Source organism: Micromonospora sp. NPDC004704, assembly GCF_053601675.1.
Window position 1 is genome coordinate 40,732 of the sequence record NZ_JBSGCD010000014.1, and the last position, 20,991, is coordinate 61,722.

The 20,991-nt window shown below is 72.2% G+C and carries 19 protein-coding genes and 1 pseudogene; 10 read left to right on the forward strand and 10 right to left on the reverse strand.

Translation table 11 applies throughout. The annotated features are described in order from the left end of the window. Positions 1–48: 48 nt before the first annotated feature. Positions 49–346, reverse strand: a pseudogene (locus ACWEFB_RS20385) (hypothetical protein); the annotation flags it as partial. Then, positions 343–3,069: an FtsK/SpoIIIE domain-containing protein gene (locus ACWEFB_RS20390; protein WP_452287744.1), complete on the reverse strand. Its 2,727-nt coding sequence runs from the start codon at positions 3,067–3,069 to the stop codon at positions 343–345. The gene ACWEFB_RS20390 and the pseudogene ACWEFB_RS20385, both read right to left, overlap by 4 nt. Before the next feature lie 209 nt (positions 3,070–3,278). Between ACWEFB_RS20390 and ACWEFB_RS20395 the strand changes: the two genes are divergently transcribed. Continuing rightward, positions 3,279–3,845: a hypothetical protein gene (locus ACWEFB_RS20395; RefSeq protein ID WP_452287494.1), complete on the forward strand. Its 567-nt coding sequence runs from the start codon at positions 3,279–3,281 to the stop codon at positions 3,843–3,845. A 15-nt stretch (positions 3,846–3,860) separates the two neighbouring features. Here ACWEFB_RS20395 and ACWEFB_RS20400 read toward each other — a convergent pair whose 3' ends face one another. From ACWEFB_RS20400 to ACWEFB_RS20430, 7 genes are all read right to left on the reverse strand, one after another. Beyond that, a complete protein-coding gene (locus tag ACWEFB_RS20400) occupies positions 3,861–4,478 on the reverse strand; it encodes a hypothetical protein (RefSeq protein WP_326561580.1) in 618 nt (205 codons plus the stop codon). 37 nt (positions 4,479–4,515) lie between these two features. Next, entirely contained in the window at positions 4,516–5,679 is a 1,164-nt protein-coding gene (locus ACWEFB_RS20405) for a peptidoglycan DD-metalloendopeptidase family protein (RefSeq protein WP_452287496.1), read from the reverse strand. Between the two features lie 19 nt (positions 5,680–5,698). Further along, a complete protein-coding gene (locus ACWEFB_RS20410; protein WP_452287498.1) occupies positions 5,699–6,247 on the reverse strand; it encodes a hypothetical protein in 549 nt (182 codons plus the stop codon). A 6-nt stretch (positions 6,248–6,253) separates the two neighbouring features. Then, positions 6,254–8,215: an MFS transporter gene (locus ACWEFB_RS20415; protein ID WP_452287500.1), complete on the reverse strand. Its 1,962-nt coding sequence runs from the start codon at positions 8,213–8,215 to the stop codon at positions 6,254–6,256. A 1-nt stretch (position 8,216) separates the two neighbouring features. Continuing rightward, complete coding sequence (locus tag ACWEFB_RS20420) at positions 8,217–11,810, reverse strand: ATP-binding protein (RefSeq protein WP_452287746.1); 3,594 nt, start codon at positions 11,808–11,810, stop codon at positions 8,217–8,219. Positions 11,811–11,937: 127 nt separating this feature from the next. Beyond that, on the reverse strand, positions 11,938–12,300 hold the full coding sequence (locus ACWEFB_RS20425) for a hypothetical protein (RefSeq protein WP_121158026.1): 363 nt from the start codon (positions 12,298–12,300) through the stop codon (positions 11,938–11,940). Positions 12,301–12,316: 16 nt separating this feature from the next. Then, entirely contained in the window at positions 12,317–12,634 is a 318-nt protein-coding gene (locus ACWEFB_RS20430) for a hypothetical protein (protein ID WP_452287502.1), read from the reverse strand. A gap of 460 nt (positions 12,635–13,094) precedes the next feature. Here ACWEFB_RS20430 and folP point away from each other — a divergent pair, with 460 nt between their 5' ends. The 7 genes from folP (at position 13,095) to ACWEFB_RS20465 (ending at position 18,101) form a co-directional block, all read left to right on the forward strand. After that, on the forward strand, positions 13,095–13,937 hold the full coding sequence (gene folP, locus ACWEFB_RS20435) for a dihydropteroate synthase (RefSeq protein ID WP_452287748.1): 843 nt from the start codon (positions 13,095–13,097) through the stop codon (positions 13,935–13,937). Then, complete coding sequence (gene folB, locus ACWEFB_RS20440) at positions 13,934–14,299, forward strand: dihydroneopterin aldolase (RefSeq protein ID WP_452287504.1); 366 nt, start codon at positions 13,934–13,936, stop codon at positions 14,297–14,299. Before folP ends, folB begins: the two co-directional genes overlap by 4 nt. Next, positions 14,296–14,823 (forward strand): 2-amino-4-hydroxy-6-hydroxymethyldihydropteridine diphosphokinase, encoded by a 528-nt coding sequence (gene folK / locus ACWEFB_RS20445; RefSeq protein ID WP_452287506.1) that lies wholly within the window; start codon positions 14,296–14,298, stop codon positions 14,821–14,823. The genes folB and folK overlap by 4 nt, the downstream gene beginning before the upstream one ends. Positions 14,824–14,933: 110 nt before the next feature. Then, positions 14,934–15,452, forward strand: coding sequence for a DUF3180 domain-containing protein (locus ACWEFB_RS20450; protein WP_442792077.1), 519 nt, complete (start codon positions 14,934–14,936; stop codon positions 15,450–15,452). Positions 15,453–15,635: 183 nt separating this feature from the next. Further along, positions 15,636–17,042, forward strand: coding sequence for an ABC transporter permease (locus ACWEFB_RS20455; protein ID WP_452287508.1), 1,407 nt, complete (start codon positions 15,636–15,638; stop codon positions 17,040–17,042). A 78-nt stretch (positions 17,043–17,120) separates the two neighbouring features. Beyond that, positions 17,121–17,435: a hypothetical protein gene (locus tag ACWEFB_RS20460; RefSeq protein WP_452287510.1), complete on the forward strand. Its 315-nt coding sequence runs from the start codon at positions 17,121–17,123 to the stop codon at positions 17,433–17,435. 174 nt (positions 17,436–17,609) lie between these two features. Continuing rightward, positions 17,610–18,101, forward strand: a complete 492-nt coding sequence (locus tag ACWEFB_RS20465) for a hypothetical protein (protein WP_452287512.1) — start codon at positions 17,610–17,612, stop codon at positions 18,099–18,101. Between the two features lie 104 nt (positions 18,102–18,205). Here the strand turns inward: ACWEFB_RS20465 and ACWEFB_RS20470 are convergent, their stop codons facing one another. After that, positions 18,206–19,168: an ABC transporter ATP-binding protein gene (locus ACWEFB_RS20470; RefSeq protein ID WP_452287750.1), complete on the reverse strand. Its 963-nt coding sequence runs from the start codon at positions 19,166–19,168 to the stop codon at positions 18,206–18,208. Between the two features lie 98 nt (positions 19,169–19,266). Between ACWEFB_RS20470 and ACWEFB_RS20475 the strand changes: the two genes are divergently transcribed. After that, a complete protein-coding gene (locus tag ACWEFB_RS20475; RefSeq protein ID WP_326561570.1) occupies positions 19,267–19,956 on the forward strand; it encodes an ABC transporter permease in 690 nt (229 codons plus the stop codon). Continuing rightward, entirely contained in the window at positions 19,953–20,675 is a 723-nt protein-coding gene (locus ACWEFB_RS20480) for an ABC transporter permease (protein WP_326561569.1), read from the forward strand. Before ACWEFB_RS20475 ends, ACWEFB_RS20480 begins: the two co-directional genes overlap by 4 nt. Positions 20,676–20,991 lie beyond the last annotated feature (316 nt).

Sequence of the window (20,991 nt, forward strand, 5' to 3'; positions counted from 1 at the left end):
GACTCCGGCCGCCCGTCGACGGCGGGACCCGGGTCGCGGTGACCATCACGTCGGCGACGTCCGCCGTACCCCGGGCCTGACGCAGACCGGCCAGCACCGCCGCCGGTCCGGCCGCCATCGCCTGGCTCGCCGCGGCCACCTCGGCCGGCGCCGGCACCAGTTCGGGTTCGGGTACGCCCAGCGCCCGCAACCGGGCCTGCTGCGGGACCAGCCGGGCCCGTACGGCGGTCAGTTCCTCCCGGGCGTCCTGGACCGCCTCCGCCTGCTCGCCGGCCGCGGTCGCCGCGCCCCGGCGGACCGCGTCGAGGCGCTGGGCGGCGGACAGGTACTCCTCCCAGGCGTTCATCGGACCTCCTCCGGACGGGCGAACGGCACGATGACCGTGGTCCGGTCGGCGAGCCGGTCGTGCCACAGCGCCCGGCCGGGCCGGGGTGGGCGGACCGGCCGCCCGGTCAACGAGGCGACCTCCGCCGCCGGCAGGTCCAGCAGAACCAGATCGCTCACCGTGGCGGTGGCGGCCGTCTCGACACCGGGTGCGTCGGCGGCACCGGGCGCGGCAGCGGCGGGGGCGGCCACCCCGGCGGTGGCGGTGGCAGCGGCGGTAGCGGGCGTGGCGGCGAGCAGCGCGGCGAGGCGGCCGGGCCGCTGGGCCCAGGCCAGCAGGTGTACGCCCCGAGCCGGTCCGGCGTCCAGCAGCCCGGCGAGCCGGTCGCCGGGCAGGATCTCCGGGTCGAGCCCGTCCAGGCCGAAGACCACCAGGTAACCGGGCTCCTCCCGCTCGAACTCGTGCGCCAGCCCGGCGGCGTCGACCGTCACCACTCGGTGCCGTTCGGCCAGGTCGGCGGCGAGCCGATCGGCCGGTCCGGTCCCCGCCGGCACCAGCGACGCGATCACGAACCGCGCGGTGCCGGAGGGGTGGTGGGCGGCCAGACTGCGGGCCGCCGCGTCGAGCACGTCCGCGCCGGACGGGCCGGGCCCGAGGATCACCAGGTGCCGACCGGGCGCCTTGTCGAACGGGATCGTGGCGGTGTCGAGCGCCGGGCCGACCACCCGTCCGACCAACGCCGCCGGATTGTCCCCCAGACCCTCGTACGCGGCCCGGTAGGCCGGATCGTCGTCCAGGTACTGCGCGGCATGACCGGCGAAGACCGTCGGCGGTACGGCGTGCTCCGGGCGGGCCTGCCAGAGCCGGTGGCGCAGCGTGCCGAGCGCGTACGGGTCGGCCTGCGGGTCGGGGAACTGGACCACCCGCTCGTGCCCCCTGGTCGCCCCGCGCGGCCCGCCCAGGCCACCGGCGGTGTTCACCACCGCACTGCCCATCGGCAGACCGGCCGCCGCGTCGTTGTTCGGCTCCAGCACCTCACCGCCACCGGGAAGGGCGACCCGGACCGGGAACTGCCCGTAGACCGAGTCACGCTGGCCGTACCCGGGTTCGGACACCGCCCGGTTGACCAGGACCAGGTGGACGCCGTACGGGCGGCTGCGCCGGGCCAGCGACTCCAGCAGTCCCGACGCCTCGGCGGCGAGCGGATCCGGGTCCCGGACGGTGGACTCGGCGCCGTCGCCATCGGTGCGCTCGTCGCCGTCGTCGTCGGCGTCGATCAGGTGGCGGAACCCGTCCAGGAGGCAGACGATCCGGGGCATCGGGTGCCGGGCGCGCAGGTCGGCGAAGCGGGTGACCCCGGCCGCCTCGGCCAGCGCCGCCCGCCGGTTCACCTCCGCGTCGAGTTCACCGAGGACGGCCACCCCGTACGCCCGGTCGGCCGCCATTCCGACCGCGCGGGCGTGCGGGAGCCAGGACGGGTCGGAGCCGGCCGGCAGGACCTCCTCGAACGACGAACCGTCGGCGAAGTCGACCAGGTAGAGCGCCAGGTCGTCGGGGGAGTACCGGGCGCAGAGGCCGTAGAGCACGTTGACCAGGAACGCCGACTTCCCGGCTCCGGGACGCCCGCTGACCAGCCAGTGCGGGGTGAGGTCGTTGAACCGTACGGTTACCGGGATCTCGCCGTCGCGGCCGACCGTGGTCACCAGCCCGTCGGCCGGGTCGGACTCCCACAGCGCCTCCGCCCCGTCCGGCAGGAGTTCGGCCAACCGGGGTCGCGAGTTCGCGCTGACCTGCGCGGTCAGCTCCCGGCAGACCCGGTGGAAGAGTTGGGCCGGCGGGTCCTCGTCGAGGAAGACGGGTGAGTTGAGGCCGGTCGACGGCAGGTGCGGGGCGGGATTGCCGAACGAGGCGCCGGGCGGGTCCCCCACCAGGGCGTACGGGTTCCGCAGGGCGATCATCGTGCTGTCCGGCAGGGGAGGCTGGGTGGTCTCCGCGGTCAGCGGTGGAGGGGGCCAGCCGGCGATGATCAGGTGCAGCCCGGCGCCGGGACCGTGCTGGGCGAGGGCGCCGATGCGTACCAGGTCGGCGGCCTCGGTCAGCTCGGGCAGGGAGGCGATCACCAGCAGCAGGGTGCGCTCGTGCCGGTGGTGCCGGGTGGCGTTCGGGCGGGTCGGGCGTACCCACTGCTCGGCCTCGGCGAGGATGGCCCGTAGGCCGGTCCGGTCGGTTGCCGGGGGTGGCATCAGTCCGGCGTCGGCCAGTGGTGCGAACGGGGCGAACACCTGCCCGGCGGTGGCCGCGTCGACCCCGCGTACGAGCAGCGATCCGGCGGGGGCGGCGGCGAGCAACCGGAGCAGGACCGCCCGGACCAGGCCGGCGACCCGGGGATCGCGGGTGTCGGCGTCGATGGTCAGGTGGCCGGTGCCGAGGAGCGGGACGATCGCCGGGAACCGGGCGTCGTCGAGGGGCTGCGCGGTGCCGATCCGGACGAACTCGGGTAGCCCCGGCCCGCCCAGCGGGGTGTCCGCCGACTGGGCGCCCAGCGGTGCGCCGAGCCAGCCGGGCACCAGGGTGGATGCGGCGGCCCGCAGCCGCTCGGCGAGCTCGTGCTGTTCGCGCTGGTCGGCGGCGGCCGGTTGGGTGGCGTCCAGCGTGGCGGCGGCGGCCACGGCGGTAGCCGCTGCCTGCCGGTGCAGCGCGGCGGCCTGACTGTTCCGCGTCTTCAGTTGGGTCACCCCCTCCACCTCTCACTCGTGGCGGGTCACCCGGGGCGGGTACCTCTTCTGGGTGCAGACGTTATCCCAGCCGGAGCGGATCATCATGGACGCGCAGCGGCGCTCCGATGGGGAGCTTGTCGCATCAACTGCATATCGTCATGTTTTGCTGCCATTGAGTTATCAACCTGTGCTTCTCGCCCATTGGGTGGAGACTCGGCAACCGATAGCCTCGGGGTGTGGAGTCAGTGCAACCCCCCGCCGGTTCCCAGGTGTCGCGGGTCCCGGCGCAACGCACCCGACCGGGTCAGGACGCTCCCGATCCGGTCGCGACTCCACCCGCGCCGAAACGGCGCCGGCTGCGCCTGATCCTGGCCGTGATCGCCGGGACGCTCGCGGTGCTCGGTGCGGCCGGGGTGGCCATCGGGTACGTCGTCTACGACCGCTACACCGCACCCGACCAGAGCGCGCCGGACATCACGGTCAACAACTACCTCCAGGCGTACATGGCGGACCGCAACGACGTCCGGGCCAAGGAGCTGGCCTGCGACGACACGTCCAAGATGGCCGAGCTGGCGGCGCTGCGGGCCGACCTGGTCGCGCGCGAGGAGCGGTTCCAGACCACCATCCGGGTGAAGTGGGGCGAGTTGAAGGCGGCCGAGCAGGGCGACACCGCGGAGGTCCTGGTCGACCTGGTCATCTCCAGCAGGGTCAACAACCTGACCCAGAGTGGCCGGCAGTCCTGGCGGTTCGTGACCGAGCGTGACGACAAGTGGCGGGTGTGCGAGGCGACGCAGGTCAAGTGAGCGTCGGACCGGGTGTCACTCGATCCAGAGCAGATGTACCGGGATCTCCAAAGTGGTGGGCGGCTGCCCGCTCCAGGCCCAGCGGTACCAGTCCAACTCGGGCGTGACCCGTACGCAGATGTCCCCGTCGTTGCTGGTGTAGACCTCGGTGACCGCGCGGAGGTCACGCCGCTCGACGGTGTCCGCCACGTGCACCACCCGCCGACCGGCAACCGAGTCCGCGTCCACCACCGGCAGTGGGGGCCGGTGCGCCGGCCGATCCAGCGACACCAGCCGGGACAGTACGTCCGACGCCGTGATCCGTACGCCGAAATCCGGCGCGGCCGGCTCGCCCAGGGTCTCCACCCAGACCCGGTCGGCCGGCACCAGCGGGGCGAAGACCTCGACCTGCTCGGATTCCGCCCGGTACCACTCCTGCTCGGCGATCACCGGGACGTAGGTCCGGCTGCCCTGCACCACCCGCTCGTCGGAACGCAGGTCGGCCCGCCAACCGAGTCCGGGAAGCCCGACCAGGACCCGTCGGCCGCGCAGGTCGAGCTGCTCCCCGGAGGGGGTGAGCGCCACCGGTCGGGGCGGACGCGGGGCCCAGTCCGGCTGGTCGGCGAACGGGTCCGGCAGGGCATCGCCGGTCACGGCCGGGCTCCGTACGTGGTGCCGATGCGGACCAGCCTCATCCCTTGCCCTGCAACGACGCGCCCCGGTCACGCATGAACGGCACCGGGTTGATCGCGCCCCGGCTGCTCCGGTCGGCCTTCAGGTGCACCTCGAAGTGCAGGTGCGGACCGGACGAGTTTCCGCTCGACCCGACGATCCCGATCACCTGCCCGGCCTCCACCATGTCGTTCACGCTCACCATGGGCTTCCTGACCATGTGACAGTAACGCGTGATGACCTGGTTCGCGTGCAGGATGTCGACGAACCAGCCGCACCCGCCCTTGCCCGGGTAACCGTCGACGTCACAGCTGTGCACCCCGCGCCGGTCCGGGTCGCATCTGGACACCAGCACCCGGCCACTGGCCGCGGCGTGGATCTCGGTGCCCTTCGCCGCCCCGATGTCCACCCCGTTGTGCGCCGGCCGCTCGGCGGTACGGAAACCGGAGCCGACCGAGCCGGGGATCGGCAACGTCCACCCGGAGGCGGCGATGTCCGCCCCGGACGCGCACTGGAGGTCGGCGCCGTTGACCGGGAGTCCGCCGCCGGCAGCCTTGGCCCCGCCCTTGGTGAGGGCGTTCACGATCTGGGTCGCGATCGCCTCGTGTTTGGCGTACGCGTCGGGGAAGGCGCTGCGCTGCACCCGCTGGGCCGCGTCGGTCAGCCGCTTCTTCTGCCAGTTGCTGACGCCCACCAGCTTCTCGTAGAACTTGCGCGAGGTGTACTCCGGGTCCTGTAGCTGGGCGGGCGTACCCCAGCCCATGCTGGGCCGCTGCTGGAACAGGCCGATCGAGTCGTGGTCGTTGTTCGAGCCGAGGTGGGGCAGGTTGCTCAGGCGCGACTCCTGCATCGCGGTCGCCACCGCGATCACCCAGCCCCGTGGCGGCACCCGCATCTGCGCACCGACGTTGATGATGACCGCCGCGTTGCGCATCTGTGCCGCGTCGTACGGCTCGACGATCGGCAGACCGTCCTTGATCTCGATCGGCTTGTCCTGACCGCAGCCGAGCGTGGTCACCAACTGGTCGTCGGAGCTGCCGAGGAATTCCGACAGCAGCAACACCCCGCTCCCACCGGTGCAGCAGAGCAGGGCCAGCGCGGCGGTCACCGCGACCGCCAGCGCTGGTAGGCGTCTGCGCCGAGCGGCACCGTCCGGATCCCGGTCACCGTCGTCGACGCTCATCGTTCACCCCGGACCGTGGTCATCCGCGCTCCCAGTCCACCGCGTCAACCAGCCACCGCCCCTGCGGCGCGACCAGTTCGAGGCGGAGCGTGCCGGCGTCGACCGGCACGGTCACCTCGACAAACTCTTCACTGCGGGTGATGACGGCCAGTTCGCCGGTGAGCCGGCTGGCCGGTACGCCCGCCGGGTCCACCCCGCTGAGCCGATCGGCCAGCCCGCCGGTCGACAGTGGTCGGAGCGCGGCGTACCACTGCTCGGCCGGCACCCCGTCGTGTTTGAGCCAGGCGGTGGCGAACTTGCGGGCGATCTCCTCCGGTGCGGGCGCCCCCGGACTCGTCCGTGGTGTCGGGGGCGGTTCGGTGGCGAGGATGCCGTCGTTTCCGGCGGTCGGATCGACCGTGGAGATCGGGGCGACCGGTGCGCCGGCCAGCCCGCCGTCGTCGCCGGTCACGCCGGAGAAGAGTCGGGCCGCCCCGACCACGCCCAGGATCACCACCGCGAGGGCCAACGCGATCCCGAGCCGGGACCGCAGGATGCCGGTGACCAGGGTTTCAAGCGCGCGCCGCACGACGACCTACCTCGCCTCGGTCCGGATCCGCGGAGCGGTCGGGGCCGGAGTGGTTTCCGGCCGCGGCGCGGAATCGGGACGGTAGAGGACGTAGGTCGGCTTCTCCGCCGGCACGTCCGGGTCGGTCCACTCGCCCGCCCGGTTCCGCCGGGGAGCCGGTGCCGTGGCCGGCTGCGTAGACGGGGTGTCCTCGCTCGCCCCGGTCGATCCACCGGCGTTCTCCCGGCCGTCCGGACGCTCGTTGGAGCGGGTGTCCGCCGAGTGGGAGGGGTCCTCCAACCGGGCTTCCGGGCGGAGGTTGGTCTGTTCGGCAACCACCTCCCGGCGTTTTCCCACCGCCCGGTCGCCGCGCGAGTCGGACTGGTCCGACCGGGACGACTCGCGCAGGTCGCGCAGGAACCTGCGGTGCCAGGACTGCTCGGCCTCCACCGTCCGGGTGCTGGTCTTGCCGCCGAGCTGGGTGATCCGGCGGTACGGCCGCAGCAGCAGCCACCCGACCACCCCGGTCAGGAAGACGAGGACCACCTGGAGCCAGCCGGGCAGGGTGGACGTGCTCATCACCAGGTCGACGGCGAAGAGGTAGATGGCCGCGCCGGTGCCGAAGATGGCGATGTTGAACACGGCCGCGACCACCGCGTTCGCCAGTCGACGCAGACCGGCGCTGGCCGGTCGCATCAGCCCGACCGTGCCGAGGACCGGGGCGGCGATCACCGCCCACCGGAAGATCAGGAAACCGAGCAGTACGAGCAGCGAGGCGGTCAGGTCGAACAGGGCGAAGAGCAGGGCGGCGAGCAGGGCGATGAAGGCGGCACCGATCCGTTCCATGTCCCGGGTGCCCTGCAGGTACTCGTACGCCTCCGGGTCCTCGACCTTGATCTGCTGGGCGACCTTGTTCCACTGGGTGTTCTTCGCCGCGAAGATGGCGTTGCGGGTGTTCGGGTTCGCCCGGAGCCCCTGGGTTTCCTCCCAGGTGAGCGACTTGGCGTCGTACAGCGCCTCGCCGTACTTCTTGGCGGTCTCGCTGTCGGCCGAGCCGAGCAGGCCGCGCAGCCAGTTCCGGTAGAGCATGGTCTCGGTCGAGATGTCGCTCGCCCGTACGGCGGGGGGACGGTTGTCGGCGCACCAGGTCGGGTCCGGCAGCACGCACTCGTCCGGCGGTACGTCCTTGCTCGACGGGCCGACCGCGCCGTGCACCACACTCAACGTGGTGATCAGGGCGTTGTCCGCCACGTTCGCGGACTGCACCGGCCAGGCGGCGAGGGCGGTCACCGCGACCATCACCAGCAGTGCCCAGGCGGCGGTGGTCATCGCGTGGCTCATCTCGGACTGCCGGGACCGCCACAGCAGATAGAGACCAACAATACAGAGAGTGATGATCCCGAAGACGCTGAAGACCTTCTCGTAGACCGCCTTGGTTGCCTGTTCGACCAGCGGATTCGCCCAGTCCCACATGGTCCGGGGATCCCAGGCCCGCTCGCGCAGCGCGTTCGACGCACCGATGATCGCGGTCGCCGCCATCAGTTCACCGCTGGCCACCTTGGTCAGCGCCAGGCTCGCCGGGTTGACCACACCGGCGGCACAGCCACCCTCCTGGTCGTACGTCTCGTAGCTGTAACCGGCGTAGCCGTAGTCGCTGTAGAGACCCCGTACGCCGGGGGTGGTCACCGAGTCCGGGCGGGCGGCGAACCACCCGGCGAGGCCGGAGTCCGGGGTGCCCGGGGTGGGCGGGTCCAGGCAGTCGGCGGTCGCACCGGTGACGTCCTGGAGCTTGTCCACGCAGGCCCGGAAGTCCGCCTGCCACTCCTCCGTGGTGCAGAGGTCGGTGGGGGCCAGGGTCGGCAGCCCGGCGGTCGGCGTGACCGAGGCAGCGGCCGTGGCCGCGCCGAACAGGGGCCAGGACACGGTCGCCACCGCGAGTACGGCGAGGGCGAGGAGGAACGCGATGCTGCGTACGCCGGCCCGCGCCATGTCAAGCCTCCAGGTCCGCGAGGGGGATCGGCAGGTTGGCCGGAGTCGAGGCCGCGCTCGCCGGAGTGGTGTCCAGGTGGTCGAGCAGGCCTTCGACGTACGACACGTCGACCCGGATCTTCTGCACCCGTCCGTCGACGTCCCGCATCACGAACTCGCGGAAGCCCAGCCGGGAGGCCGATGAAGTGTCCACGTTGGACAACGAGGCGAGGGTCGCCTCGTAGCCGTCGTTGACCGGCACCCGGAGCAGGCGCAACGCCTCGGAGGCGATCTCGGTGTCCTCGGCGATCCGACCCACGAAGACCGTCGACACCAGGTTCTGTACGTCCAGCCCCAGGATGTCGCGTGGGTTCTGCGACGCCACCAGGGCGGCGATGTTCCACTTCCGGGAGTCCCGGGCCAGCCGGACCAGGAACGACCGGCCGGAGCGCCAGCCCTCCATGAAGTGGGCCTCGTCCAGTCCGACCATCTTCCGCGAGGCCATCGACCCGCCGTAGCAGCGGCGGACCGCGAGGCGGTGCGCGGTGTGCAGCATGGGCAGCGCGAGCGCCTCCTCGGCCGACCAGTACTCGCGCTCGATCTTCAGGTCGGGCAGCCGCAGCCCGGCCATCGTGATCACGGTGAGCGCGGCGTCGGCACCGAGCAGTCCGGCCGGGGGGCGGCCGAAGAAGAGCAGCGCCAGCGGCATCTCGGCGGTGTCGAGCAGGAGGTTCGCCAGCTCCTTGCCCTCGTCGTTGTCGAGGGTGGCCAGGCAGGCAACCACGTCGTCCAGGGTGGAGGTCTCCTCGGCCGGCACCTGGCGTACGGCGTGCCGCAGCAGGGTCGCGGTGGAGGCCTCGCGGGCCACCTGCGGCGGCACCAGCATCATGCAGATGTCCTGCACCAGCATCCGGCGCTCGGCGCGGGAGTTGGACAGGGAGATCTCGAACTCGCGGTCACCGGCCGCCCCGGCCGCGAACTCCGACCGCAGCGGGGTGGGGATCAGCGCGTACGGCGCCAGCGTGCCCTGTTCCGACCCGGTCAGGTTCAGCACCCTGGAGTACGGCCGCAGCTCCGGCATCGAGCAGAGCCGGGCCAGCGGGCCGGACGGGTCGAGCAGGGTCACCTGGACACCCCGCCGGGCGGCCAGGTAACCCAGGGCGCCGAGCAGGGTCGACTTGCCACCACCGGGCTCGGCGACGAACACGGCCAGTCCGGAGCGTTCGCGTACCTCGGTGGGGAAGTGCAGGTCGAGGAAGACCGGCCGGCGGCAGGTTCCGGCCGTACGCCCGATCAGGTCCCCACGGCGGTCGCCGACCGTGGACGCGGCCTGGGGCAGCGCGGCGGCCAGGAGGTTGACCGGCATCCGCCGGATGTAGCCGGTGTTGGCGATCGGTTCGCCGGGGATGAACTCGCGGGCCAGCCAGTCCTGGTTCTTCGGGTGCTGCAGCGAGATGCGCAGTTCCCGGGAGTAGAGCTGGATGAGCCGGCGGGCCCGTTCGAGGCACTCCTCGCGGGTGCGTCCGCCGACCGCGATCCGGTGCCAACCGTGTGCGCGGGCGGAGTCGACGGGCAGGCCGGTGGTCATCTCGTCGCCGATGATGAGGGCACGCTTGGCGAGCCGTTCCAGCTCGGGCGGGGCGTCGATACCGTGCTCGGCGTAGTCGAGCTGCTGTGACCGGATCATCCGCAGCCGGTGTTCCAGGTTCCGGAACGAGTCACCCGATCCGAGGATGTCGATCCGGGTGGACAGCTCCATCGGCCAGGGCAGCCGTTCGTGGAAGTGCAGCCACGGCTCGTGCCGTTCGGGGATCTCCAGCGGCTCCATCCGGCCGACGGCGAGCACCGCCACGTGGCGTTCCTCGCCGGTCATCCGGTTGACCAGCTTGACCGTGGACCCGTACGGGCTGCGGTAACGCTCGACCTGTTCGGTCAGGGCGAGCAGGTCGCCGCGTTCCCACTGGCCGTTCGTCACCGGGGAGAGGGTGCCGGGCGGCGCCATGCAGAGGGCCACCGAGCGGTAGAGCAGCCATTCCAGTTCGGTCGCGGTGACCCGCCGGCCGCGCATGCCGAACGCGCCGAGCACCTCGTCGAACTGTTCTACGGTGCGGCCGAGCTTGCGGCGTTCCCCGTCGGCCACCCCGCGTCCGAAGGTCCGCAGGACCCGTTCGGTGAGCGAGTTGCCCAGGGAGCGGCGGGCGAAGGTGACCCCGAGGTAGGTCTGACCCTCGGCGTGGTTGACCGAGAGCAGGTGCCGTTGGGCGGCGACGAGGTGGTCCGACCAGCTCGCCGCGCCGGGTACGGCGGCCAGCGGGTTCGGGGTGTGGGCGTCGACGGTGCGGGCCCACTCGTCGGCCGGGAACGGGCGGGTGGTCCGGCGCAGGTGCAGCCGGAACCCGGCGAGGCCGGCGTACTGCTCGGAGATGGCGGCGAGCAGCGCCTCCCGTTCGGCGTCGGGGCGGAACGCCCAGCGCACCTCGGGCAGCCAGTACCAGGCGGTCACCGTGTTCGGGGTGAAGGTCAGGTGGCCGGCGATCTCGGTGATGGCGAGTTCGATCGCGGGGTCGCGGTCGGTGAACTTCACCTTGGGTGGACGTACCTGGGTGGGCTTCGGTTCCGATTCGCGGCGCCGGGACCGGCCGGTCCGCTCCCGGCTCCGCTTCGACCCGGTGTCGTCCGGTTGCTGACGGGGGTCGCCCTCCCGAGGGTCCCGGTAGTCCTCCCGGGGCTCTTGGTCGGCCGGTCGCGGGTCCGGGCGGCCCTGCCGGAAGCCGGTGTCGGTGGAGCGGGGGTCCGGGCCGGGCGCGCGGGGGTCGGTGTCCGCCGGGCGGGCCGAGGTCCGTGCCTCCGCGTTCCGCTCGGCGTACGGGTCGCCCGGCGACTGCGGGTACGCCGTTTCCGGTGCCACCGCCGGGTTGGCCGCCTGCTCGGGGATACGTCGACGCGGGGGCGCCCCGGCCGAGGTGGCGGCGCGTTGGGTGGGCGGGCCGGCGGCGATCCGTCGACGGGCCGGGTCCATCGCCGGTACGGCCGGATCCGTCGTACGGGTCCTCGGTGCCGGCTCGGGCAGCTCGTCCGGCTCCCAGGCCGGCAGTTCGGCGGGGTGTGCGGCCCATCCGGTGTCCGCCACGACTGTGACTTCCGGGATGGTCCGGGGCGGTTCGGGGTGGTCGGCGACGGCCCGGCCGGGTGTGGGTCGGCTCCCCACCGGACGGGGCGGCGGTCCCTGGTGCGGGGCGATCGCCGGTGGTGGCGCTCCGGTGTGCGGGGCGGACGGCGGCTGCCCGGTCGCGGGCGGTGCGATCGTCCGGGGCGGCGGCGGGACCGGCAGCGCGCCGCCGAACAGGTCGAGGAAGGGCGAGTCGATGTCCGGCCCGTCAGCCGGCGGCGGGGTGGCGCTGGGCGTGGCCGGTGCGGTCGGGCGTCCCCGCGTCGGCTGGGGTGCCTGGAATACGGCCGCGCCACCGTTGCCGGGGGTGGCGACGAGCGCGTCGTTGACGGTCTCGTCCTCGTCAAGATCAGGCTCGGCGTAGCTGATTGGTCGCGTACCGTGACCCCTGGGGCCGGCCGGACCGTCGGCCGGGTGAGCGGAACCCGGCGTGGCGGGGCGGGTCATGCCGTCGCCTCGCCCGACCGGAACGCTCCCGCCACAGACCTCGACCAGTTGTCCACGCGCCGCCTCGATTCGTTCCACACGGCCGCTCCGGCCGCCACCCCGAGCCCTACGCTCGTCCGCTGCCTACTCATGCCAGGTCCTCCCGGATCCGGATGCGGGTCGCGATCAACCGGGGATCGCGCTGCTCCGTGGCCGGTTCGCGGGTACGCCGCCAGTCGGTCAGCGCGGTGCGGATGACCATGCGGGCGGGCCGGTCCGGGTCGACGTGCCGGAAGATGAAGGACGTGGTGACGATCGCGAGTGCGATTTCCCAGGCCGGAAAGAGTTCGACCTTGAGGGTGAACAGCCAGTGGATGAAGATGTACAGCGGCACCAGCAGCAGGAACAGGCCGTACTGGGCGTAGGGCAGGTGCACCGGCAGGGTGTAGCCGGGCGGCCCGAGGTAGACCAGACGTGCTCGGTAGATGTCGTCGTCGGTGCGCAGCCGCATCTGGAAGCTCCGCGGTCTACTCGAAGATCAGTTTGATCAGGTAGTCGCCGACGAAGAAGAGCGTGGCGGCACCGGCGATGAAGGCCAGGCCAACGATGGCGATGGCCGAGCTGGTCAGCACCTTCGAGATCTCACCGCGGCTGGCCCGACCGATGAAGATCACTCCGAGTACGGCGAGCAGGATGGGCGCGATCTTGCTGGCGAAGAAGCTGACCACGCCGTCGGTATTGATGCCCGGCGTGGGCTCCGGCTCGGCGGCGAGCACGGTGGCAACCGTTTGGAGCGCGTGCGTGGTGCTGGCCCACGCCGTCTCCGCCAGCTCCATGGCGATCATCGGAATCCTCCCCGGTGCGGCGACCGAAGTCGCGCACTGCAGTTGTCAAACCCGGCCGAACAAGGGGTCGGCGAAACGGTGCCGGGTTGACCCTCTGTCTCGACCATCACCGCGAGCGGTGACGGTTTCTGGGCGTTTTGGTCCGCTTCGGCCCATCTCCTCAAGCTTCGACGTCCGGCTGTTGCGCAATTCCAAAGGGTACGGCCCGTGCCTGCTTCGAACAAGCCAAGTGGAGTGTCACCGTTACGGCTCGCTTGTCCGGTCTAGTTGACCAATTACTGCCCAGGTGGAGCGCGGTACGCCGACGGCCGGTAGGTAACGTCTAGCCGTGACTGAGTTGGCTCACGGCCCCGCCGGCGCTCCCGGATCGCCCCCCGGGCCGACCCCGGACGCCCCCGACCACGCCCCGCCCACCGGGGCCGGACCGGAGGATCTGCTGCGTACGGACCGGCCGGTCGTGATGGGGGTCCTCAATGTCACCCCGGACTCGTTCTCCGACGGCGGGCGGTACGCCGACCTCGACGCGGCCGTACGGCACGGGTTGCAGATGTACCGCGAAGGCGCCCGGCTGGTCGACGTCGGCGGCGAGTCGACCCGACCCGGCGCGGAGCGGGTGGACGCCGAGACCGAGGCGGCCCGGGTGCTGCCGGTCATCCGCGAGCTGGCCGCGCACGGCGTACCGATGAGCATCGACACCTACCGGGCCGGCGTGGCCGCCGCCGCGCTCGCCGCGGGCGTGACGGTCGTCAACGACGTCTCCGGTGGACTGGCCGACCCGGACATGGCGAAGGTCGTCGCCGACGCCGGCTGCCCGTGGGTGCTGATGCACTGGCGCGGGCACGCCAAGCAGATGCGGGACCTGGCCAACTACACCGACGTGGTGGCCGACGTGAAGGCCGAGCTGGGCCAGCGGATCGACGACGCGCTCACCGCCGGTGTGGCCGCCGACCGGATCGTGATCGACCCCGGCCTCGGCTTCGCCAAGCGGGCCGCCGACAACTGGCAGCTCACCGCCCGCCTCCCCGAGCTGCTGGCGCTCGGTTACCCGCTGCTGTTCGCCGCCAGCCGCAAGTCGTACCTGGGTGCGCTGCTGGCCGGGCCGGACGGCAGCCCGCGCCCGACCGACGAACGCGCGGCGGCGACCATCGCCACCAGCGTGCTCGCGGTGGCCGCCGGCGCCTGGGGCGTACGGGTGCACGACGTACGCGGCACTGCGGACGCGCTCGCCGTCTGGCAGGCGAGCGGCCGACCCCGCCTGGTCGGTGCGGTACCCGCGCCGGTCGGATCGGAGCCCGGGCGATGAGCGACCGGATCGAACTCACCGGGCTGCGCGCCCGAGGTCATCACGGCGTCTTCGACTTCGAACGGGCCCAGGGGCAGGACTTCATCGTCGACGTGGTGCTGGAACTCGACCTCGCCCCGGCGGCCCGCTCGGACGACGTCACCGACACCGTGCACTACGGAGAACTGGCCGGGGCACTGGTCGCCATCGTCGGCGGCGAACCGGTCAACCTGATCGAGACACTCGCCGAGCGGCTCGCCGCCGCCTGCCTCGCCGACCCACGGGTCGGCGCGGCCACCGTGACCGTGCACAAGCCACAGGCACCCATCCCGCACGAGTTCGCGGACGTGGCCGTCACCCTGACCAGGCGGCGGCAGCGGTGACCCGGGCCGTGCTCTCGCTCGGCAGCAACCTCGGCGACCGGTTCGGGCACCTGCGCTCCGCCGTCGTCGCGCTCCGGGACGTACTCCTGGTGGTCTCCGGGGTCTACGAGACCCCGCCGTGGGGCGACGACCCGGACCAGCCCGCGTACCTCAACGCCGTGCTGCTGGTCGCGGACCCGGCGGCGCGCCCCCGGGACTGGCTCGACCGGGCCCACGCGATCGAGGACGCGGCGGGCCGGACCCGCGACCCGGACCGGCGGTACGGACCCCGCAGCCTGGACGTGGACGTCATCGGGGTGTGGACCGAGGACGGTGCACCGGTGCACAGCGACGATCCGGAACTGACCCTGCCGCACCCACGGGCGCACCTGCGGGCGTTCGTGCTGCGCCCGTGGATCGACATCCAGCCGTACGGCAAGCTCCCCGGCCACGGCTGGCTGACCGACGTGATGAACACCGACCCGGTCGCGACCGACGTGCTTGAGATGCGCCCCCGGCCGGATCTCCAGTTAGAGTCGATATAACGAGCTGGTGAGTGTGCTGAGCGAGGAGACGTCGTGACCGAGCGGAGCGAGGTCACTGGTCGGCTCAGTTGTGGCAGTCATGATGACGACGAGCGGAGCGAGGAGACTTCATGACCGAGCGGGAGTCCCCACCGCGCGGGCCGACGGACGAGCGTCCCCGGATGGGCCCGACCCGGCTGTCCACCCTGGTGGTCGCCGCCCTGGGCTCGGCCGCCCTGGCCTGGCTGCTGATCAGCCTGTTCTACGGGGAGTTCCCCGACCTGCCGTGGCTGCCCCCGGCGACCATCGCGGCGCTCGCAGTCCTGGAGGGCTACGCGGCGATCGACACCCGCCTGCGGATCGAGCGCCGGCCCGGCCGGGACCCGGTGGATCCGCTCACCGTGGCGCGCTATGTCGTACTGGCCAAGGCGTCCTCGCTCGCCGCGGCCATCTTCGCCGGGTTCTACGCCGGCTTCGACGCCTGGCTGCTGGTCGAGCGGACCAGGGCCGCGGTGGACGACGTACCGGCGGCCACCGCCGGGCTGGTCGCGTCGTTGGGGCTGGTCGTGGCGGCGTTGCTGTTGGAGCGGGCCTGCCGGGTGCCGAAGCGCCCCGACGACGAGCGGGAAAACACCGACCGCGAGCCATAGCGGACAGGCGTGAATCGTGGCCTGCGCAGGGGGGTGACGCCGGTGCCGGATCCGAGTAGCGTGCCTGCGACCGGTGGAAACTCGAGTTCCGTCGGGTCGGGTCCGGCGCTGTGACCGGTTCGGGCCCCGGCGACCGTCGCGGGGCTGGGATGGTCGGCACGACGACCGCGGGAGGCGCGCGACATGGCGTACGACGAGTCGATCTATCGGCGGCACGAGCCGGCCGGGCCGGAGCCGGCTGGTCCGGGCCCCCGGGACGACTCCTGGTACGGCGAGCCCGACTACCGCGACGACCCCGCCTCCGGCTACCAGCAGCCCGCCTACGCCGCCGGTTACCCGGCCGACGAGTACCCCTCCGACACCTACTACCGCAGGGGTTCGACGACGGCCCAGTTCTCCGAGGCCCCGGAGCCGATGACCCCGGTCCGGCCGGGTGTGCCGCCCGCCGTACTCGATGACGTTTTCGACGACCCGGCACACGGCGAGCCCGGCCGCGACCGGTTCGGTGTGCACTTCGCCTGGGAGTTCGTGCTGCTGCTGGGCGTGGGCCTGCTGGCGTACGCGCTCTACCGGGCGGACCCGGACCTGCTGCGCGGTGCGCCGCTGGACCGGCTGCTGGTCGACGGGGCGGCGATCGGCGCGCTCACCCTCGGCGCCGGCCTGACCCTGCGCGCCGGGGCGCCGAACCTCGCCCTCGGCCCGGTCGCCGTCGCGGCGGCCCTGCACTTCGCCGAGAACGGCGATCGGGGCGTCATCACCGCGATGATCCCGGCGCTGCTGTTCGCGATCGGGCTCGGGCTGGTGGTCGCGCTCCTGGTGGTCGGCTTCCACGTGCCGGGATGGGCCGCGAGCCTGGCCGCCGCGCTCGGGGTGCTGGTCTTCATCCAGCAGCGGTCCGGGCCGGTCGACGTGCAGGGCGACTACGACCCGACCCGGCACGCCCTCTACCTGTTCGGCGGCTTCGCCGCGCTGGCGCTGCTGGGCGGACTCCTCGGCATGATCAAGGCGGTCCGCCGCTCGGTCGGCCGGTTCCGCCCGGTGGCCGACCCGGCCCGCCGTCGGGGCGGGGTGGCCGCGACCATCACCACGTTGTCGATCGTCATCTCGATGGTCGCGGCGGTCCTGGCCGGGGTGCTGCTGGCCGCAGACGGGACCGGGCGGGTGGCACCGACGTCCGGGCTGGAGTGGTCCGGGCTCGCGCTCGGCGCCGCCCTGGTCGGCGGGACCAGCGCGTACGGCCGCCGGGGCGGGGTCTTCGGCACCCTGTTCGCGGTCACCGCGCTCACCCTCTTCCTCGCGTACGAGAACGAGGCGGACTGGGACATCGCGCTCGCCGCCGCCGCCGCCGTAACGGTGGCCGCCGGACTGATGGTGACCCGGCTGGTGGAGACGTTCGGTCGGCCTCGGTCGGCCGGTGACACGGAAGAGGAGTGGCAGCCCGAGCCCGTCCCGCCGGGGCCGGCACCGACGGCACCGAACTGGAGCGAGGAGCCGCCGGAGCGGCCGGAGTGGTCCTCGGTGCTGCCCGAGCAGCCGCCGTCCGGGCGTACGGACCCGTGGGGGAACGACCGGTGGGGCTCCGACCGCTGACCTCTACGACGGTCGGGGTGGCCGGTCACCTGGGGACTCCCGGTGCCGCCCGGACCGGTGCGGGTTAGGCTCGGCGCTATGACCGAATCGTCAGGCGGTGACCGGGCCGGATCCGACTTCGCGCAGCTCGATGCGTTGTCCACTGAGGAGCTGCGGGAGCGGGCGTTCTCCCGGGCCCGGGAGCGGCTCGATGTCGGCTTCTTCTGGTCGGTGCTGCGCCACCTGCCGAACGCGGACGAGGCCACCGTTCTGGACGGCTCACCGAACTCGGTCGGCCCGACGGTGGACGAGGCGGTCGCCCTCTGGCGGCAGCTCACCGGCCACGGGTACGCGGAGCCGGACACCGAACCGCTGTTGCGGGCCGCCTTCATCGACTACCTGCTGAAGCACTGAACCGGTAACCGGACCACCAATCGGGGCACCATTCGAATGTCCACTCTTCCGGATATTTGCTTGTTCCGCGGTGATGTTCGGGTGTGACCCGTTGATGCCTATCATCGGGCTGGGCACCAACGGGTGAGCAACTCTCAGGTTTGTCCGCCGGAGCGCGCTGGGAACTAACGCGCCATGGCTCTCACCAATCGCTACAAGACCGCAACGGGTGCGGGCACCCTGGCCGCACTCATCCTGGTCCTCGTCTTCGGCAGCCCGTGGTACGTCGACTGGGCCGCGGACAACACCGATCCGAACACGGCGGGTGGCTGGTTCCTCCGGCTGCTCTCCTGGCCGGCCTGGCGGTTCGACTCCGACGACTCGGTGCAGAACGTCATCGCCGCCGACCTCAAGGCGATCCTGGTCGTCGTACTCACCGCGCTGTTCCTCTATCTCCTGCCCGGTTCACAGCTCGCCCGAGCCCGGGGCACCCTCAGTCAGCTCTTCGCCGGCTGGGCGTCGTACGTCTTCGCCGGTGCCTTCGCGGCACTGTTCACCACCCTGATCCAGGCGAACCCGACGCTGCTCGGCGCCTTCCGAGCGGCCGGCGACGGCGCCGGTTACGGCCTCTTCGTCGGCTGGATCATCGGCCTCGCCACCCTCGGCAGCTGGCGCGGCCGCCGCTGATGCCCCGTCCCGCGCCTCGCCGGGGTTCACACAGTTGTAGAGAAAGAGTGGCAATTCCTTCGGGGATTGCCACTCTTTCTCTACATGAGGTCCTGCGGGCCGGGTCAGGCGACGGGGTCGGCGGGGTAGTCGATGCTGAGGATGCGGTGGCGGGTGAGGAGTCCTACCGGCTTGCCGTCCTCGGTGACCTGGGCCTCGTCGGCGTTGGTGATGAGCAGGGTGGCGAGCGCGTCGTAGAGCGACGAGCCCAGCTCCAGCCGGGGCAGGGAGGCGTCGGACGGCGTTTCCGGCAACGGTTTGAGCAGGTCGGCGGTGATCGGGGTGACCGCGAGCCGGCGGATGCCCCGGTCGGCGCCGACGAACTCCCGGACGAACGGTGAGGCCGGCTCGCCCAGCAGGGTGGCCGGCTGGTCGTACTGCTCCAGCCGCCCGCCCTGGGAGAGTACGGCGATCCGGTCACCGAGCCGGACCGCCTCGTCCAGGTCGTGGGTCACCAGCACGATGGTCTTGTGCACCTCCGCCTGCAACCGGAGGAACTCCTCCTGGAGCCGGGCACGGGCGATCGGGTCCACCGCCGAGAACGGCTCGTCCATCAGCAGCACCACCGGGTCGGCGGCCAGTGCCCTGGCCACCCCGACCCGCTGCCGCTGCCCGCCGGAGAGTTCGTGCGGGTAACGCCGGCCGAACTGGACCGGATCGAGGCCGACCAGGTCGAGCAGCTCGTCGGAGCGGCTCCGGATGCGGGCCCGGGACCAGCCGAGCAGGCGCGGTACGGTGCCGACGTTGGCCTGGACCGTCTGGTGTGGAAAGAGTCCGACGTTCTGGATCACGTACCCGATCCGGCGGCGGAGCTCGACCGGATCGACCCGGGTGACGTCCTCGTCGTCGAGCAGGATCCGCCCGCCCGTCGGCTCGATCAGCCGGTTGATCATGCGCAGGACGGTGGACTTGCCGCAGCCGGACGGCCCGATCAGCACCACCAGCTCGCCGGCCGGGACGGACAGGTCGAGTTCGTTGACCGCGACGGTCCCGTCCGGGTACTGCTTGCGGACCCCGTCCAGCCGGATCGACGCCGCACTCGGCGCGCCGTTGTTCGACGCGCCGGCGCTGTTCGGCGCGCTGCGGTGCGATGCCGCGGAATCGCCCTCCGGGGTAGCGTTCACCTATGTCCTTCCACCTGGCCTACCGGGAAGCCCCGGGCAATCCGTGGTTCTCCTGGCAGTACGTGCGGGACAACTCTGACACCATTCTTGCCGCACTGCGAGAACACGCGAGCCTGACCGCGCAGGCGGTGTTACTCGCCGCACTGATAGCGATACCGCTTGCGGTCGCGGCGTACTGGTTCCGTGCTCTCGCCGGGCCGATTCTCGCACTATCCGGGATTCTCTACACGGTCCCCTCACTCGCGCTGTTCGCCTTCCTCGCGCCGGTGCTCGGCATCGGCACCACGACCGTTCTGGTCGGCCTGGTCCTCTACGCATTGCTGCTGATCATCAGAAACACGCTCGCCGGGCTCAACCAGGTGCCGGCCGAGGTACGCGACGCCGCCGAGGGGATGGGGTACGGCCGGCTGGGTCGCCTGCTCCGGATCGACCTTCCCCTGGCCCTGCCGGGCATCCTCACCGGCGTACGCCTGGCCACCGTCTCCACCGTGGCGCTGGTCACGGTCGGGGTCCTGGTCGGGCACGGCGGGCTCGGTCAGCTCATCCTCGGCGGTTTCCGGAACAACTTCTTCAAGGCCGAGATCCTCACCGGGACCGTGCTCTGCGTGGTCCTGGCCCTGGTGCTCGACCTGATCCTCGCCGGCATCGGCCGGCTGCTGACACCGTGGATCGTCCGGGGGAGGGCCCGATGAACGCGCTCGAACAGGCCGTGACCTGGCTCAACGACCCGCTGAACTGGACCAATCCGGGAGGGATCCTGGACCGGCTGGGCGAGCACCTCACCATCTCCGCCGCCGCGGTCGCGCTCGGCTGCCTGGTCGCCTGGCCGATCGGGCTCTGGCTCGGCCACATCGGCCGGGGCGGGGGCTTCGTGCTGTTGATCTCGAACGTGACGCTGGCCATCCCGACCATCGCCCTGCTGACCATCCTCCCGCTGACCGCCCTGGGCTTCGGCCAACGGCCGGTGATCGTGGCGCTGGCGGTCTTCGCGGTGCCGCCGCTGCTCGCGAACGCGTACACGGGGGTGCGGGAGGTCGATCCGGAGACGCGGGACGCCGCCCGGGGGATGGGACTGTCCGGGGGGCAACTGCTCCGGCGGGTGGAACTCCCGCTGTCGGTGCCGTACCTCGCCGCCGGATTCCGTACGGCGGCGGTGCAGGTGGTCGCCACCGCGGCGCTCGCCTCGTTTGTCAACGGCGGTGGCCTCGGGCAGATCATCAGCGCCGGGTTCGGGCTCGGCATCGCCGTCGGCGGGGGCCAGATCCTGGCCGGGGGCCTGCTGGTGGCGCTGCTCGCGGTGCTGGTCGAGGCGATCCTGGCCGTTGTCGAGCGGGCGGTCACCCCGCGCCCGCTGCGCCGTAGGAGCCGGCGTGCGGACCGCCGCGCCGCCGCCGCCATCGGCGGTTCCTGAGCGGAGTCCGTCCGGGCGGGCCGACGAGGTGGTGGCGGTTGGGAGTTCGACCCGCCGGTGACCGGTCCGGAGGTGTCGTTGGTCGCACCGGCAAGGTGAGGTGATCCCGCCCACCTCCGGGCGAGGGGCCGTCGCCGTCCGCCGGGCCGAGGCACCGGCTCGGCGGAACAGTACGTGACCGGCCGGTGGCGTACCCGTTATTCGGGCCGGCTAACAGTGTGACGATCCTGTGACGACATCGCCCCCGAGTTGTCCGCCGGTACGCGACGATGTTGGGTGGGAGGTCGCGGGCGATCGCCACGTCAGATCGTCCGTC

What these genes read in the sequence shown, in the direction of transcription:
- ACWEFB_RS20405 (WP_452287496.1), bottom strand. Translation starts at nt 5,679, where the DNA reads ATGAGCGTCGACGACGGTGACCGGGATCCGGACGGTGCCGCTCGGCGC.
- ACWEFB_RS20415 (WP_452287500.1), bottom strand. Translation starts at nt 8,215, where the DNA reads ATGGCGCGGGCCGGCGTACGCAGCATCGCGTTCCTCCTCGCCCTCGCC.
- ACWEFB_RS20420 (WP_452287746.1), bottom strand. Translation starts at nt 11,810, where the DNA reads ATGACCCGCCCCGCCACGCCGGGTTCCGCTCACCCGGCCGACGGTCCG.
- ACWEFB_RS20425 (WP_121158026.1), bottom strand. Translation starts at nt 12,300, where the DNA reads ATGCGGCTGCGCACCGACGACGACATCTACCGAGCACGTCTGGTCTAC.
- ACWEFB_RS20430 (WP_452287502.1), bottom strand. Translation starts at nt 12,634, where the DNA reads ATGATCGCCATGGAGCTGGCGGAGACGGCGTGGGCCAGCACCACGCAC.
- folP (WP_452287748.1), top strand. Translation starts at nt 13,095, where the DNA reads ATGGGGGTCCTCAATGTCACCCCGGACTCGTTCTCCGACGGCGGGCGG.
- folB (WP_452287504.1), top strand. Translation starts at nt 13,934, where the DNA reads ATGAGCGACCGGATCGAACTCACCGGGCTGCGCGCCCGAGGTCATCAC.
- ACWEFB_RS20450 (WP_442792077.1), top strand. Translation starts at nt 14,934, where the DNA reads ATGACCGAGCGGGAGTCCCCACCGCGCGGGCCGACGGACGAGCGTCCC.
- ACWEFB_RS20455 (WP_452287508.1), top strand. Translation starts at nt 15,636, where the DNA reads ATGGCGTACGACGAGTCGATCTATCGGCGGCACGAGCCGGCCGGGCCG.
- ACWEFB_RS20460 (WP_452287510.1), top strand. Translation starts at nt 17,121, where the DNA reads ATGACCGAATCGTCAGGCGGTGACCGGGCCGGATCCGACTTCGCGCAG.
- ACWEFB_RS20465 (WP_452287512.1), top strand. Translation starts at nt 17,610, where the DNA reads ATGGCTCTCACCAATCGCTACAAGACCGCAACGGGTGCGGGCACCCTG.
- ACWEFB_RS20475 (WP_326561570.1), top strand. Translation starts at nt 19,267, where the DNA reads ATGTCCTTCCACCTGGCCTACCGGGAAGCCCCGGGCAATCCGTGGTTC.
- ACWEFB_RS20480 (WP_326561569.1), top strand. Translation starts at nt 19,953, where the DNA reads ATGAACGCGCTCGAACAGGCCGTGACCTGGCTCAACGACCCGCTGAAC.